General features: G+C 61.3%; 13 protein-coding genes and 1 rRNA gene. 11 read left to right on the top strand and 3 right to left on the bottom strand.

Going from position 1 to position 15130, the window contains the following annotated elements:
• Positions 1-124: 124 nt before the first annotated feature.
• The 5 genes from pstS (at position 125) to IE125_RS15195 (ending at position 5242) form a co-directional block, all read left to right on the top strand.
• A complete protein-coding gene (gene pstS / locus IE125_RS15215; protein WP_189445538.1) occupies positions 125-1165 on the top strand; it encodes a phosphate ABC transporter substrate-binding protein PstS in 1041 nt (346 codons plus the stop codon).
• Positions 1166-1292: 127 nt separating this feature from the next.
• Positions 1293-2234: a phosphate ABC transporter permease subunit PstC gene (pstC, locus tag IE125_RS15210; protein WP_189445537.1), complete on the top strand. Its 942-nt coding sequence runs from the start codon at positions 1293-1295 to the stop codon at positions 2232-2234.
• Positions 2235-2253: 19 nt separating this feature from the next.
• On the top strand, positions 2254-3105 hold the full coding sequence (gene pstA / locus IE125_RS15205) for a phosphate ABC transporter permease PstA (RefSeq protein WP_189445536.1): 852 nt from the start codon (positions 2254-2256) through the stop codon (positions 3103-3105).
• 20 nt (positions 3106-3125) lie between these two features.
• On the top strand, positions 3126-3950 hold the full coding sequence (pstB, locus tag IE125_RS15200; RefSeq protein WP_189445535.1) for a phosphate ABC transporter ATP-binding protein PstB: 825 nt from the start codon (positions 3126-3128) through the stop codon (positions 3948-3950).
• Between the two features lie 173 nt (positions 3951-4123).
• On the top strand, positions 4124-5242 hold the full coding sequence (locus IE125_RS15195; RefSeq protein WP_189445534.1) for an AI-2E family transporter: 1119 nt from the start codon (positions 4124-4126) through the stop codon (positions 5240-5242).
• Between the two features lie 144 nt (positions 5243-5386).
• On the opposite strand, the gene trxA is transcribed toward IE125_RS15195, so the two are convergent.
• Positions 5387-5710: a thioredoxin gene (trxA, locus tag IE125_RS15190; RefSeq protein ID WP_189445533.1), complete on the bottom strand. Its 324-nt coding sequence runs from the start codon at positions 5708-5710 to the stop codon at positions 5387-5389.
• 273 nt (positions 5711-5983) lie between these two features.
• Between trxA and cysB the strand changes: the two genes are divergently transcribed.
• Positions 5984-6952, top strand: coding sequence for an HTH-type transcriptional regulator CysB (gene cysB, locus IE125_RS15185; protein WP_189445532.1), 969 nt, complete (start codon positions 5984-5986; stop codon positions 6950-6952).
• A 253-nt stretch (positions 6953-7205) separates the two neighbouring features.
• Here cysB and IE125_RS15180 read toward each other — a convergent pair whose 3' ends face one another.
• Both IE125_RS15180 and pabB read right to left on the bottom strand, forming a co-directional pair.
• Positions 7206-7826 (bottom strand): phosphoadenosine phosphosulfate reductase domain-containing protein, encoded by a 621-nt coding sequence (locus tag IE125_RS15180; protein ID WP_189445531.1) that lies wholly within the window; start codon positions 7824-7826, stop codon positions 7206-7208.
• Positions 7827-7994: 168 nt separating this feature from the next.
• Complete coding sequence (pabB, locus tag IE125_RS15175; protein ID WP_189445530.1) at positions 7995-9491, bottom strand: aminodeoxychorismate synthase component I; 1497 nt, start codon at positions 9489-9491, stop codon at positions 7995-7997.
• 345 nt (positions 9492-9836) lie between these two features.
• Here pabB and IE125_RS15170 point away from each other — a divergent pair, with 345 nt between their 5' ends.
• From IE125_RS15170 to IE125_RS15150, 5 genes are all read left to right on the top strand, one after another.
• Positions 9837-10592 carry a GntR family transcriptional regulator gene (locus IE125_RS15170; protein WP_189445529.1) on the top strand — a complete coding sequence of 252 codons (756 nt, stop codon included), beginning with the start codon at positions 9837-9839 and terminating at the stop codon, positions 10590-10592.
• Positions 10589-11506, top strand: coding sequence for a methylisocitrate lyase (gene prpB, locus IE125_RS15165; protein WP_189445528.1), 918 nt, complete (start codon positions 10589-10591; stop codon positions 11504-11506). Before IE125_RS15170 ends, prpB begins: the two co-directional genes overlap by 4 nt.
• Before the next feature lie 42 nt (positions 11507-11548).
• On the top strand, positions 11549-12670 hold the full coding sequence (gene prpC, locus IE125_RS15160; RefSeq protein WP_189445527.1) for a bifunctional 2-methylcitrate synthase/citrate synthase: 1122 nt from the start codon (positions 11549-11551) through the stop codon (positions 12668-12670).
• 94 nt (positions 12671-12764) lie between these two features.
• On the top strand, positions 12765-14249 hold the full coding sequence (gene prpD / locus IE125_RS15155) for a 2-methylcitrate dehydratase (protein ID WP_189445526.1): 1485 nt from the start codon (positions 12765-12767) through the stop codon (positions 14247-14249).
• 326 nt (positions 14250-14575) lie between these two features.
• Positions 14576-15130, top strand: a 16S ribosomal RNA gene (locus IE125_RS15150); the annotation flags it as partial.

Genomic DNA, 15130 nt, shown 5'->3' with positions numbered 1-15130 from the left:
AAAACGATGACAGGGCTGTCATAAAAGTGTCACGGGGCTGACGTACGGTGTCATCCCGAGAGTGTTGGCAACCTTCGCAACGTCGTTATCGCTCACGCATCCAAGGTGGAAACAGGATATCGCTATGCTTAAACACGTCTTTGCAACCCTCATTTCAGGTTCGCTGGTGCTGGGCGCCGCTGGTGCCCAGGCGCAGGAAGCCATTACCGGTGCCGGCGCAACTTTCCCGTATCCAGTCTACTCGCAGTGGGCGGATGCCTATCAGGACGAGTCCGGGATCGGCCTCAACTACCAGGCCATCGGTTCCGGCGGCGGTATCCAGCAGATCACTGCCAAGACGGTCACCTTCGGTGCCAGCGACGCACCGATGACCAAGGAAGAGCTCGACAAGAATGGCCTGCTGCAGTGGCCGATGGTCATGGGCGGCGTGGTCGCGGCATTCCATGTCGATGGTATCGATGGGTCGCTGAACCTCGACGGTCCGACGCTCGCTGCCATCTACATGGGTGAGATCACCAACTGGGACGACGAGGCCATCGCCAAACTGAACCCGGATGTCGATCTTCCGGATACGGCCATCACGCCCGTTTATCGCGCCGAAGGGTCCGGCACCAACTTCCTCTTCACTCACTATCTGTCTCAGGTGAGCGATGAGTTCAAGAACAACGTCGGTGAAGGCAAGTCCGTCGCCTGGCCGGCTGGGGTTGGCGCCAAGGCCAACGCCGGGGTGGCAAGCCAGATCGCCAATACCAACGGCGCCATCGGCTATGTCGAGTACGCTTACGCCGCACAGAACGATCTGCACCTGATGCACCTGAAGAATCAGGCTGGCAACGTGGTCGAGCCGAACATGGATAGCTTCATGGCTGCCGCGGCCAACGCCGACTGGCAGGACGCGCCGGGCATGTACCTGGTCCTGACCAACCAGCCGGGCGATGACAGCTGGCCGATCACCGGTGCCTCGTTCATCCTGATGCACAAGCAGGCAGAGAATGCCGATGCGTCCGCGCAGGCGCTCAAGTTCTTCGACTGGGCCTACAACAACGGTGGCGATGCCGCTCAGAGCCTCGACTATGTGCCGATGCCGGACAACGTCGCCGAGATGGTTCGCCAGAGCTGGAGCGAGATCAAGGGTCCGAACGGCGATGCCGTCTGGAACCCGTGATCGAATGATGCAGTAAGCAGACGATAGTGGAAGTACCGCGACGGCGGGCGGGAGATCGCCCCCCGTCGCGGCATCGTATCCGGGCTGCCTGCGGGCAGCTCGAGTGGCAAGCCGACGAGGATTTGACATGGCCACCACCAACGCGGTGCAGACCGACAGCGGCCTGGGACGCCTGAGCGAGAGTACGCGCAAGCGGCTTGCGCGCAAGGCGCAGATCGACACCTGGTTCGAGCGGGTTCTGTTCGCCTTCGCCTTTGCCGTGCTGCTGTTGCTGGGCGCGATCATCGCCTCTCTGATCGTATCCAGCTGGCCGGCAATCCAGCGTTATGGGGTCTCGTTCTTCACCGAGAACCGCTGGGCGGCCAACGTTGAAGTCTTCGGAGCGCTGCCTGCCGTCTACGGCACGCTGCTGACCTCGCTGATCGCGATCGTCATTGCCGTGCCTGTCTCGTTCGGCATCGCCATCTTCTTGACCGAGCGATGCCCCGGGTTTCTTCGCCAGCCGCTCAGTACCATGATCGAGCTGCTGGCAGGGATCCCCTCGATTATCTACGGCATGTGGGGGATGGAGGTGCTCGCACCGCTGCTGCGCACCTGGTTTCCCTCCGTCTTTCCCGCCGGGACCGGCCTGGCCACGGCGGGCATCATTCTGGCGGTGATGATCATTCCGTTCATCACCGCGGTCAGCCGCGACGTGATCAATACCGTTCCCGCCGTCATGCGTGAGTCCGCCTACGGGCTTGGCTGCACGACCTGGGAAGTGGCCCGCCGAGTCATCCTGCCCTCGGTCAAGGGTGGGCTGGTCGGTGGTGTCGTGCTCGGCCTCGGTCGCGCGCTGGGTGAAACCATGGCGGTCACGTTCGTCATCGGCAACAACCTGTTCCTGAACCCGACATTGACCGGGCAGGGCACCTCCATCGCGGCCCTGATCGCAAATCAGTTCTCGGAGTCCGACGGCACGCAGCGCTCCGCGTTGCTGGCGCTGGGCCTGATCCTGTTCATCATCACCTTTGCCGTGCTGGCCTTTGCGCGTTATCTGCTGCGCAACAGCACCGGCCGTCACGCCTGATCCGGTGGAGGAGCCCCCCATGCAACTCAGCCAGAGCCCACTCTACCGTCGCCGCAAGCGCCTCAATCAGCTCGTCATGGGCGCGTGCATCGTGGCGACGCTGATCGGCTTCGTGTTTCTCTTCGCGATCCTGTTCACGCTGGTGACCAAGGGGATCAGCGCCATCTCTCCCTCGATCTTCATCGAGCGTACGCGCATGAGCGGCGGCGGGCTCGGTAACGCCATCTGGGGATCGTTTCTGATGACTGCCGTGGCGACGGTGCTAGGCACGATCATCGGCGTCGCTGCCGGTACCTGGCTGGCGGAGTACGGTGAAAAGGGGATCATGGCCAAGGTGATCCGGTTCATCAACGATGTGCTGCTTTCGGCGCCATCGATCATCATCGGTCTGTTCATCTATGCCGTGATCGTCGTACCGACCGGCGGATTCTCCGGTTGGGCCGGCGTGCTGTCGCTCACGGTGATTATCGTGCCGGTGGTGATCCGCTCCACTGAGGACATGCTGAGGCTCATCCCCAATTCGCTGCGTGAAGCGGCTGCGGCGCTGGGTGCCCACCGCTGGTGGATCATCGTGCGGGTCTGCTACAGCGGTGCGCGGGCGGGCATCATCACCGGCATTCTGCTGGGGTTTGCGCGGATCAGCGGGGAGACCGCACCGCTGCTGTTCACCTCGCTGAACTCGAACCAGTGGAACTTCTTCGATCTGAGCAGCGAAATGGCCAACCTGCCGATGACGATCTATCAGAACATGACGATCAACTCGTTCATTCCGGATCTGGTGTCGCTGGCTTGGGGCGGAGCCCTGATCTTGACTGCGGCTATCCTGATTCTCAACATCGCGGCGCGTTACTTCTCGCGTCAGCGCTCCTGATTTCCACTCGCGAGATTGCCATGACTGCCGAACTGCATCTCCATGCCCGTCGTGACGCCGAGCGTGACGGCCTCGAGCCGAAGGCCAGCACGGCCACCAAGCTCAGAGTCAACGACCTGAATCTCCACTACGGCAAATTCCATGCGCTCAAGGGCATCTCGATGGAGATCCCGGAGCGTCAGGTAACCGCGTTCATTGGTCCTTCCGGCTGCGGCAAGTCGACACTGATTCGCTGCTTCAACCGAATCCATGATCTCTACGAGGGGATCTCGACCCAGGGACAGATCCTGCTCGATAACCACGACATCTACGACTCGGGCGTGGACCTCAACCTGCTGCGCTCGCGCGTGGGCATGGTGTTCCAGAAGCCGACGCCGTTTCCGATGTCGGTATTCGACAACGTGGCGTTCGGCATCCGGCTCTACGAGAAGCTTTCTGCGCGCGAGCTCGAGGAGCGGGTCGAGTGGGCGCTGCGCAAGGCGGCGCTGTGGGAGGAGGTGAAAGACAAGCTGAAGCAGAGCGGGCAGGCACTCTCCGGAGGCCAGCAGCAGCGTCTCTGCATCGCTCGCACGATCGCCGTCAAACCCGAGGTCATTCTGCTCGACGAGCCGACATCGGCGCTCGACCCGATCTCGACCGGCTATATCGAGGACCTGATCAACGAGCTCAAGAAGGACTACACGATCGTCATCGTGACGCACAACATGCAGCAGGCGGCGCGTATCTCCGATATTACCGCCTTCATGTACCTGGGCAGTCTGATCGAGTGCGATGACACCACCAAGATCTTCACGCAGCCGCGGGAGTCCCGTACCGAGGATTACATTACCGGTCGCTACGGCTGAGTCGCGTTCGTGGGGAGGCGCTCGTCGAGCCGGCTCTTGCCGGCCCGACGCGTCGAGATCGGCACGCGCGTGCCTGCGACGAGCGAACGTCTTCAATGGGTTGGCGAACCGGAAACGCAGGCGTGTTATGGTCGAGCGATCAAGGATGATACGCCGCCAAAGGATTGCCGCCCATGTCCCCCGGACAGGAACCCTCTTTCCGCAACCTGCCCTTCAATTTGATGCTGACGCTGGCATCGCTCACGATCATCATCGCGGGGGTGCGAGCGGCTGAAACGCTGATCATCCCGGTGCTGCTGTCGGTCTTCGTGGCGGTGATCTGTGCCTCTCCCGTGCACTGGCTCTATCGCCGCGGGCTCAACTCCTATGCCGCGGTGCTCATCACGCTGATCATTCTCGGCGGGCTGCTGACACTGTTCGGCATGCTGCTCGGCAATAGCTTCGCGGCATTCATGGACAGCTGGCCACAGATGCAGAAGCAGCTGGAAGGGCACTATCTCACGCTGCTTGAATGGCTGGCCCATCAGGGGCTTTCGATCTCGCCCAGCGAGCTGAACAGCATGCTCGATGACTCGAACGGCGGCTGGGTCACCAGCTTCGTCAGCGGATTGGGGCTCGTGCTCTCGCAGAGCCTGGTCATTCTGCTGCTGGTGAACTTCATGCTGTTCGAGACTCTCGACTTCCGGCAGAAGGTGGCCAGGGCGTTGAGCAATCCCGGACCGAGTCTCGAGCGTTTCAACGAGTTCAGCTTCAACCTGAAGCGCTACATGGCGGTGAAGACGGTCATCAGTCTGATCACGGGGCTGCTGGTCATGGTGTCGGCGTGGCTGGTCGGGGTGAAATTCGCGTTGCTCTGGGGCGCGCTGGCGTTCGTGCTCAACTACGTTCCCAATATTGGCTCCTTCATCGCGGCCATTCCGGCGGTGCTGCTGACGCTCGCCATGCCGGACGGTGGCATGGTCAAGGCGCTGATGCTCTCCGGCGCCTATCTTGCGATCAATTTCGTGCTCGGCAATTTGATCGAGCCTCGCGTCATGGGGCGCACGATGGGGCTATCGACGCTGGTTGCGTTTCTGTCGCTGGTCGTCTGGGGCTGGATTCTGGGGCCGGTGGGGATGCTGCTCTCGGTGCCGCTGACGATGACGCTGAAGATTGCGCTGGACAGCCATCCGGAAACGCGATGGATCGCGAGGATGCTAGGCCCCTCGGAGCGGCGCCGACGGTATCAGCGCAAGGCCAATGAAGTGCTGGAGGAGCTGGAAGAAGAGATGGAGGGTAACGACCAGCGGTGAGGCCGCACCTCGAACCTCGGTACCGGATGGTCCGACGGCCTACGGTGCATCGGCGCCTGACCATGCCACGATACCGGCGCTACATCACGGCATGAAAAAGGCCGCCCCTGTGAGGAGCGGCCTGATGAATGCGAAGGTTCGGATTCAGCCGTTCTGCTCGAGAAACTGCGTGAGCTGCGATTTCGACTGAGCGCCGACCAGAGAGGCGACCTTGGCGCCCGACTTGAACAGCATGACAGTGGGGACGCCGCGCACACCGTGCTCGGAGGCGATCTCCGGCGCGTCATCGACGTTGACGCTGACGACCTTGATGTCGTCGGCCTTTTCGCTGGCGACTTCATCGACCACCGGGGCCATCATCTTGCACGGACCGCACCAGGGGGCCCAGAACTTCAACAATACCGGCTTGTCGGCATTCAAGACTTCCTGCTCGAAATTCGCCGTGGTGACATCGACATTGTTGGACATGGTAAGACTCCTGTAGACATTGCGCTCTCGGCGAGCGTATCGAGCCGATGTTAGCCCTTGAGTGGAGTGCTGGCAAATATCGCTCGTTATGGGATTGATAGCGCCAGGTTATTAAACGCTGAATTTTCATGCCGTAAAGCACTGACCAATCAGGGCTTCACCCGTCGCCCTATATTGCGTAAAGTAATGCTAGGGCTGTTTCTTATGCCATTATGAGGTGGCGATGAGGCTGGCGTCGAGCGCGCCGGCAACCACGAACGGGACGAGGTGTGCATGAAGCTCCAGCAACTGCGCTATATCTGGGAAGTCACGCGTCACCAGCTCAATGTTTCGGCCACGGCGCAGAGCCTGTTCACGTCTCAGCCGGGCATCTCCAAACAGATCCGCCTGCTCGAAGATGAGCTTGGCGTCGAGATATTCGCGCGTAGTGGCAAGCATCTCACGCGCGTGACGCCGGCGGGAGAGGCGATCGTCGAGCTGGCGGGCAAGGTGCTGCGAACGGTCGATGACATCAAGCATGTGGCGCAGGAGCACAGTGACGAGCGACGCGGCAGCCTGTCCATCGCGACCACGCACACGCAGGCTCGCTATGTGCTGCCGGGGGTCATTGGGGAATTCCGTCAGCAGTATCCTGATGTGGCGCTGCATATGCAGCAAGGCACCCCCAAGCAGATTGCCCAGATGGTCAGCGAAGGCTCGGCGGATTTCGCCATCTGCACCGAGTCGCTCGAGCTGTTCAACGATCTCGTTCTGCTGCCGTGTTACCGCTGGAATCGCTGCGTACTGGTGCCAAAGGGGCATCCGCTGGCTACCGGTGAATTGACGCTGGAGCGGGTCGCGGAGCATCCGCTTGTCACCTATGTCTTCGGCTTTACGGGGCGCTCCCAGCTGGATGATGCCTTCAAGTCTCGAGATCTGACGCCCAACGTCGTGCTGACGGCGGCCGACTCGGACGTGATCAAGACCTACGTGCGGCTCGGTCTGGGCATCGGCATCGTGGCCCATATGGCGATCGATCCGGTCGCCGACAGCGATCTCGTGGCCATCGATGCCTCTCACCTGTTTGCTAGCTCGACAACGAAAATCGGCATCCGTCGTGGCACTTTCATGCGCAGCTACATGTATGACTTCGTCAAGCGAATGGCGCCGCATCTCGATCGCGACACCGTCGAGGCGGCATTGGCTGCGGGACCGCGTCATGAAGCCGAGCTGTTCAAGGATGTGGAGTTGCCGGTTCTATAAGCCTGCCCTGGCGGCGCCTCTTGCCAGGTCGGGTGATCGTGCCGCCGCCGAAGCGAGATTGGCCAACCGTCGTCCACGAAAAATCCGCCGAATTGGCGGATTTTTTCGCTCTATTGCTCTCACCTTCGACTTCACCTACCGGTACTCATTCTCTGCGTCCGCTCCGGATTGGCGAGTCGCCGGGTGAATAGCCCAGTGAGTAGCCCGGCGAGCTGAATGAAGTCCGGTAGGCCCGGCTGACCGGGAAGCGTTTTCAGTGCTGCAGGTGCAGACCGCACTCGCGCTTGTCCTCGACCTTGGTCGGGTCGAAGTAGTCGAAATTGTTCGGCAGATCGTGTTGCTGAAGATATTGATACATCTCCTTGGCGCTCCAGTGCAGCACCGGCGCCACTTTCAGGAGGCCATCGGCGTTGCGCGAGAGCGGCTGCATGCGTGACCGCTCCGGCGTGTCTTCGGCGCGAAGCGCCGTAAACCAGACATCCGGGGCTGTCTCCAGCAGGGCGCGACGGAAAGGCTCGAGCTTGACCTCCTCTGTGAACGCCGCGTGTCGCGGGTCGTCGATCTCCGGTGTCGGTCCCTCGATGGACTCGCGATGCGCGCGCGAGCGACGCGGATGATAGATGGTGAGATTGAGATCGAGGCGGCGGGTCAATTCCTCGGCATACCGGTAAGTCGCCGGCGTGTTGTAGCCGCTGTCCATCCATACCACGGGAATGTCCGGACGGACGCGTGTCACCAGGTGCAGGATGACGGCCTCGAACGGTCGGAAGTTAGTCGTGCAGATCGCCTTCTGCTCGAGGCTCAAGGCAAATTCCGTGATGGCCAGCGGGTCGTGGCCGATTTCGCGATTGAGGGCATCCAGATCGAGCGCCATGGCGAAACTCCTGGTTGGCGGCGTCATGCTGTCCAACGCCTGAGATCATTGCATTCAAGGAATGTCAGCACTCTAGCAATGCATTTCGGCGTTCGCCCAATACCGTTTGGTTAGGTCTATATATAACGAAATTATCTAGCCAATATCTTGTTCTAGGTGTTTTGATTATTAGAACCCGTTCGCTCCGGTCGTGCTGCTGCCGGCCTGCCTTCGCGCGACCTGGGCAGGAGCGCCATTGTCTTGATACGCCCTCAATTCCAGTGTTTCCGGGGCTGCCAAGGCGCGCATCAGATGGGAGATCTTGTCGATCGTTTCCTGGTACTCGGCCTCTTCCTCCGAGTCAGCGACCAGGCCTCCGCCGCCCCAGATATGAAGTGTGCCGGCATCGATGATCGCGGTACGTATCGCGATGGAGGTATCGAGCCGCCCTCGACGGTCGAGATAGCCGAGGCTGCCGCAGTAGACGCTGCGCTGGCAGGGTTCCAGCTCTTCGATGATCTGCATGGCGCGGCGCTTGGGGGCGCCGGTAATCGAGCCGCCGGGAAACGCGGCGCGGAGCAGGTCGAGCGCGCTTCGCTCGGGGGCAAGCTCCCCTTCGATCACGCTGACCAGGTGATGCACGTTGGCATAACTCTCGAGGCCGCAAAGCTGCGAGACTCTCACGCTGCCGGGGCGGCAGACTCGCCCCAGATCATTGCGCAGCAGATCGACGATCATCACGTTCTCGGCACGATCCTTGGGGCTTGCCTGCAGTGAGCGGATCTGGTGTTCGTCGGCTTCAAGGGTCTCGCCACGGGCGCGCGTGCCCTTGATCGGCCGGGTGTCGACGTGGCCCTCGAGCACGCCGACGAATCGCTCCGGGGACAGCGACAGGATGGCTTGATCGTCGTGTGCAAGAAATCCCCCGTACGGCGTCGGCGTCGCGCGGCGTAATCGTACGTAGGCATACCATGGGTCGCCCATGACGGGGGCGGTGAAGCGTTGAGCGAGGTTGATCTGATAGCAGTCTCCGGCCCGCAGATAGTCGATGACGCGCCGAAAGCGCCGGCCGTAAGCTTCCCGGTCCAGGTCAGGCCGGAAGTCGCCGAGCAGGCGGAAGTCGTCGTTCGCCTCGCCGTTCGAGGGTGGTTCGGCCAGCCAGGCCAGGACCTGCTGTTGCCGCGCCTGCGTAGCGACGAGGAAAGCGCGGCCTCGGTGATGATCCTGAACCAGGGCCCAATCGTAGAGCCCGAGTCGGGCATCGGGCAGCGACGGGCCGGGACGCCGATCCTCGTCATCGCACATCCGGTCGGGCGACTTTGCGTTGTAGCCCCAGAATCCCAGCCAGCCGCCAATGAAGGGGAGCGAGTCGGCAAGCAGCGCAAGCGAGCTCGGCAGTGTCGGCAGCGCTTTCATTTCCGCCTCGGCCAGCAGATGCTGCTGCGCGTCGAACAGGTCGCCGGTCGTGAGCTGAGAAGGCGGCGTGGTGCGCAGGGTGCCTCTCTCGGCGATCAGCGTGCTGACGGGGTCGCTGGTGAGAATGTCGAATCGACCGCGAGTGTTGTGCGGGCGGCCGCTATCGAGCAGCGCCGCACCGGGGCGATTCCGAAGGCGCTCGAAGTGAAATGCCGGGTCGGCGCTGTAGCTTACCTCGACGATGTCGAGTCGGGGTCTGTCGTCGGCCATGGGGACTCATTATAAGATCTGACGCAGGTCTGAAATCGAGCATAGGTCTGACAATCGCGCGCGGCTGCGCCCTAGGGTATCAGCGGAAGTTTACGCATTGCCGTCGGTGTCGGCGAGAGTCGCCTTCGCGGGGTGCGAACGGATCGTCATCTCGGCGAGCGTGAGTCGCTCGGGCGCGGCGGAGGCTCTCACCGTCGTTGCCGAGATGTTGTCGACAATCATGATAATTATGTGCATGGACGTGCGACCAATGCCTCATGCCTGCGACGTTTTTTCCATTGCCCACGGTTTTTCGCCACCCTATGATGGGCTGAACTTCGATCAATTGTTAACAATGTGCGGTCCATGTCTGAATACGTCTCTGAACCCTCCACGCCGGATACCGAGCTGCCCGTCGTGCGAACGCTCGCCGAACGGGTCTTCCATCAGCTCCAGCGTGCGATCGTGCGCGGTGAGCTGCCGCCCGGTACGCGCATCACTGAACCGGGATTGTCGTCACACTATGGAATCTCGCGCGGGCCGCTGCGCGAAGCCATGCGGCGACTCGAGACCTACCGTCTGATCGAGCGCGTTCCCCACGTCGGTGCCCGTGTCGTCAAGCTCTCCATGGACGAGCTGCTGGAGCTGTTCGATGTTCGTGAGGCGCTGGAGAGCATGGCCGCGAGGCTGGCGGCAAAGCACATGACGGCCGAGGAGATCGCTGGCTTGCGCGAGGTGCTCGCGTTTCACGAGCGCCAGGATGACATATCGAGCGCAGAGGCCTATTACCGGCGCGAGGGCGATCTCGATTTTCACTATCGAATTGTCCAGGGTAGCCATAACCGCATGCTGGTCACGCTGCTGTGTGACGATCTCTACTATCTGGTTCGGCTCTATCGCACCCAGTTCAGCGCCAAGGGGTCCCGACCGCAGCGAGCGTTCGTCGAGCATCACCGGATCGTCGACGCCATCGAAGCGGGGGATGCGGAGCTTGCCGAGCTGCTGATGCGGCGCCATGTCAGTGCCTCCCGCGAGAATGTTGCCGCCAGCTATGCCAAGGCACTCGGAGACGAAGAGGGCGGTGAGGTCTCGTTATCCGCCAATACAAGGAGTGAAGAATGAGTCCTGGAAGTCTGGAAGTCGTCGGTGGACAGCGGCTAAGCCCCGGGGCACGTTTTCGGCAGGCGCTGAAGGCACACGATCCGCTGCCGATCGTCGGAACGGTCAATGCCTACACGGCGATGATGGCCCGAAGCGTGGGACATCCGGCGATCTATCTCTCTGGCGGCGGTGTAGCGAATGCCTCGTTCGGGCTTCCCGACCTTGGCATGACGACCCTCAACGATGTCGCCGAAGACGCGCGCCGAATCACCGGCGCCTGCGACGTGCCGCTGCTCGTGGACATCGACACCGGTTGGGGTGGGGCTTTCAATATCGGGCGTACGATCAGGGAGATGGAGCGCGCGGGCGTCGCTGCAGTGCATCTCGAGGATCAGGTGGCGCAGAAACGCTGCGGACACCGGCCGAACAAGGAGATCGTCACGCAAGGCGAGATGGTCGATCGCATCAAGGCTGCGGCGGACGCCAGGCGCGATGACCACTTCTTCTTGATGGCGCGCACCGACGCGTTTCAAAAGGAGGGGTTGGATTCGGCGATCGAGCGAGCCAACGCCTGTGTGGAAGCGGGAGCGGATGGTGTCTTCGCTGAGGCGGTGCATACGCTCGGCGACTATCGAGCATTCTGTGAGCGCGTCGATGCGCCGATCCTCGCCAACATCACCGAATTCGGTGCCACGCCGCTGTTCAGTCAGCAAGAGCTGGCGGCGGTCGGGTGTCGGATGGTGCTCTACCCGCTGTCGGCATTCCGGGCGATGAATGCGGCGGCGCTACAGGTCTATCGAGACATTCACGAGAAGGGGCATCAGCGCGACGTGGTGGCATCGATGCAGACGCGTGAAGAACTCTACGAGTTTCTTGATTACCACGCTTACGAACGCAAGCTGGATGCGTTATTCGACAAGCAACGCGCCGACTGACGAATACTGGAGTCAACCTGGCAGCGACAGGCGGAGGATCTCATGGCGGAAGCGATCAAGAGCACGGGCCTGAGGGGACAGAGCGCCGGCAGCACGGCGCTTTGCACGGTCGGGAAGAGCGGATCAGGGCTGACCTACCGTGGCTACGATATCCAGACGCTGGCGGAAAACGCGAGGTTCGAGGAAGTCGCCTACCTGCTGCTCAAGGGGCGGTTGCCGACGCAGGACGAGCTTGATGATTACATTGCCGGGCTCGTGCGCGCTCGTGGGCTGCCTGATCCCCTGAAGCGTGTTCTCGAGCAGGTTCCCGCCGATGCACATCCCATGGACGCGCTACGGACCGGCACATCCATGCTGGGCAATCTGGAGACCGAGCAGCGCCTCGAGGATCAGCAGTGGCACGCCGACCGGCTTCTCGCCGCGATGCCCTCGATGCTGAATTACTGGTACCGCTACTCGCATTACGGGGAGCGTATCGAGACGCAAACGGATGACGTGTCGGTCGGCGGGCACTTTCTGCATCTGCTGCACGGCAAGCCGGCCTCCGAGCTTCACGCTCGCGTCATGAATGTGTCGCTGATTCTGTATGCAGAGCACGAATTCAATGCCTCGACCTTTACCGCTCGTGTCTGTGCCTCGACGCTTTCCGACCTGCACAGCTGTGTGACAGGGGCGATCGGTTCGCTACGGGGCCCTCTGCACGGCGGGGCCAACGAAGCCGCGATGGCGATGATCAGTCAGTGGGCCAATCCTGATACTGCCGAGCAAGGCGTGCTCGAGAGGCTGGCGGCCAAGGAGAAGATCATGGGCTTCGGCCACGCAGTCTACCGAGACGCCGACCCTCGCAATGCCATCATCAAGCAGTGGGCACGGCGACTGGCGGACGACCTCGGGGATACGCATCTCTACGATGTGTCGGAGCGCGTCGATGAAGTGATGCGCCGGGAGAAACACCTCTTCCCCAACGCAGATTTCTATCATGCCAGTGCCTATCACTACATGGGGATTCCGACCAAGCTGTTTACGCCAATCTTCGTCTGCTCGCGTCTCACCGGCTGGTGTGCGCATGTATTCGAACAGCGCGCCAACAACCGGATCATTCGCCCGAGCGCCGACTATATCGGCCCCGAGCAGCGTGACTGGGTGCCGATCGGCGAGCGCTGAGACCGCTTTCTCCCCTCGAGGCAGAGCCACAGTTTCCACCGGATATCGGCCCTCGCGACCATCGCGATCGGGTCGGTGACAACAGGATGCCGTCATGAGCGCGAACGTCGATCTCAATCAACGACCCGATTACGATCCCGAGCTGCAGGCCATCGCCGACTACGTGCTTGAATATCGTATCGAGAGCCGAGAGGCGCTGGATACGGCGCGCCATTGTCTGATGGACACGTTGGGGTGCGGGCTGCTGGCGCTGCGTTTTCCGGAATGTACCAAGCACCTCGGGCCGATCGTGGCAGGTACCGTGGTGCCTCATGGGGCGCGCGTTCCCGGTACGCAGCTCTCTCTGGATCCCGTCAAGGCGGCCTGGGATATCGGCTGCACCATCCGCTGGCTGGATTACAACGACACCTGGTTAGCCGCGGAGTGGGGGCACCCCTCGGACAATCTGGGTGGCATTCTGGCAGTCGCCGATCATCTCTCCCAGCGTCGTCGAGCCCATGGGGAAGCGCCTTTGCTGATGCGCGACGTGCTCGAGGGAATGATCATGGCGCACGAGATCCAGGGGGTTCTGGCGCTAGAGAATTCGTTCAACCGAGTCGGGCTGGATCACGTCCTGCTGGTCAAGCTCGCGTCGACGGCCGTTGTGGCCAAGTTGATGGGGGCCGATAGGGAGCAGCTACTGGCGGCGCTGTCACAGGCCTTCGTTGACGGACAAAGCCTGCGTACCTATCGCCATGCGCCCAACGCGGGCTCCCGCAAGAGCTGGGCAGCCGGCGATGCCACTTCACGAGCGGTGCGACTGGCTGACATTGCCATGCGAGGCGAGATGGGCATTCCGGGCGTGCTCTCGGCGCCTCAGTGGGGCTTTTATGATGTCCTTTTCAGCAAGACCAATCGCGATCAGTTGGTCAAACCCGAGGCCGAGCGTCGGTTTCGGATTCCGCAAGGCTACGGCACCTACGTGATGGAGAACGTGCTGTTCAAGATCAGCTTCCCGGCGGAGTTCCACGCGCAGACGGCAGCAGAAGCTGCGGTGATCTTGCATCCGCGGGTTCGTGATCGACTCGACGAGATCGAGCGCATCGTGGTCACCACGCATGAGTCCGCCATTCGCATCATCTCCAAAGTCGGGGAGCTGGCGAATCCGGCCGACCGCGATCACTGTCTCCAATACATGATCGCCGTGCCCTTGGCGTTCGGGGATCTACAGGCAGAGCACTACGAAGACGACTTCCATCACAGCCATCCGATCATTGACGAGCTGCGAGCCAAGATGGAGGTCGTCGAAGACGAACGCTATTCCCGCGAGTATCTCGAAGCTGACAAGCGCTCCATCGCGAACGCGTTGCAGATCCACTTCAAGGATGGGTCCTCTACTGACGTCGTCGCGGTGGAGTATCCGCTCGGTCATCGGCGGCGGCGAGCAGAGGGCATCCCGCAACTCGAAGCGAAGTTCAGACGTAATCTCGCCACGCGATTCCCGGCCCAGCGTTGCGATCATCTGCAGGCGCTTTGCCTCGAGCCGGCCCGGCTTGAGGCCATGCCCGTGGCGGATTTCATGGATCTCTGGGTGATCTGAAGGCGCACGTCACGAACCGCTGGCGAGGCGAGCCCACACGTCGTGAATATGACGCCGTCATGACGGGCCGTAAAAAATCTTCGCGCAGGGGTTGCCAAGTGCCATTGAGGTCCGTAAAGTACGCATCCGCTGGCGACGACAACAGCCGCCGGCACCGCTCTTTAACAATCGATCAGGTAATTGATGTGGGCGCTTGTCTTGCGTGACGCCAGTCACGACATATCGAGGCAAGCGACTCGTCAAGATTCGTTTGACCTTGAACCAAGTTTGGTCCGCTTCACTTCTTCTATCTTTGGATAGAGAAGAGGTAAGGACTATCAAGCTTTTAACTGAAGAGTTTGATCATGGCTCAGATTGAACGCTGGCGGCAGGCCTAACACATGCAAGTCGAGCGGTAGCAGGGAGTGCTTGCACTCCGCTGACGAGCGGCGGACGGGTGAGTAATGCATAGGAATCTGCCCGGTAGTGGGGGATAACCTGGGGAAACCCAGGCTAATACCGCATACGTCCTACGGGAGAAAGAGGGCTCCGGCTCTCGCTATCGGATGAGCCTATGTCGGATTAGCTGGTTGGTGAGGTAACGGCTCACCAAGGCGACGATCCGTAGCTGGTCTGAGAGGATGATCAGCCACACTGGGACTGAGACACGGCCCAGACTCCTACGGGAGGCAGCAGTGGGGAATATTGGACAATGGGCGCAAGCCTGATCCAGCCATGCCGCGTGTGTGAAGAAGGCCCTCGGGTTGTAAAGCACTTTCAGCGAGGAAGAAAGCCTGCCGGTTAATACCCGTCAGGAAGGACATCACTCGCAGAAGAAGCACCGGCTAACTCCGTGCCAGCAGCCGCGGTAATACGGAGGGTGCGAGCGTTAATCGGAATTA

Origin of the sequence: Salinicola rhizosphaerae (assembly GCF_014652715.1) — a bacterium.
GTDB classification, from domain to species: Bacteria; Pseudomonadota; Gammaproteobacteria; order Pseudomonadales; family Halomonadaceae; genus Salinicola; species Salinicola rhizosphaerae.
Note: the sequence above shows the minus strand (reverse complement) of the source record. Positions and strands in the feature narration are given on the sequence as shown.

Bases quoted from the DNA above. Each gene is read 5' to 3' on its own strand.
- pstS (WP_189445538.1), top strand. From the start codon at position 125: ATGCTTAAACACGTCTTTGCAACCCTCATTTCAGGTTCGCTGGTGCTG.
- pstC (WP_189445537.1), top strand. From the start codon at position 1,293: ATGGCCACCACCAACGCGGTGCAGACCGACAGCGGCCTGGGACGCCTG.
- pstA (WP_189445536.1), top strand. From the start codon at position 2,254: ATGCAACTCAGCCAGAGCCCACTCTACCGTCGCCGCAAGCGCCTCAAT.
- pstB (WP_189445535.1), top strand. From the start codon at position 3,126: ATGACTGCCGAACTGCATCTCCATGCCCGTCGTGACGCCGAGCGTGAC.
- IE125_RS15195 (WP_189445534.1), top strand. From the start codon at position 4,124: ATGTCCCCCGGACAGGAACCCTCTTTCCGCAACCTGCCCTTCAATTTG.
- trxA (WP_189445533.1), bottom strand. From the start codon at position 5,710: ATGTCCAACAATGTCGATGTCACCACGGCGAATTTCGAGCAGGAAGTC.
- cysB (WP_189445532.1), top strand. From the start codon at position 5,984: ATGAAGCTCCAGCAACTGCGCTATATCTGGGAAGTCACGCGTCACCAG.
- IE125_RS15180 (WP_189445531.1), bottom strand. From the start codon at position 7,826: ATGGCGCTCGATCTGGATGCCCTCAATCGCGAAATCGGCCACGACCCG.
- pabB (WP_189445530.1), bottom strand. From the start codon at position 9,491: ATGGCCGACGACAGACCCCGACTCGACATCGTCGAGGTAAGCTACAGC.
- IE125_RS15170 (WP_189445529.1), top strand. From the start codon at position 9,837: ATGTCTGAATACGTCTCTGAACCCTCCACGCCGGATACCGAGCTGCCC.
- prpB (WP_189445528.1), top strand. From the start codon at position 10,589: ATGAGTCCTGGAAGTCTGGAAGTCGTCGGTGGACAGCGGCTAAGCCCC.
- prpC (WP_189445527.1), top strand. From the start codon at position 11,549: ATGGCGGAAGCGATCAAGAGCACGGGCCTGAGGGGACAGAGCGCCGGC.
- prpD (WP_189445526.1), top strand. From the start codon at position 12,765: ATGAGCGCGAACGTCGATCTCAATCAACGACCCGATTACGATCCCGAG.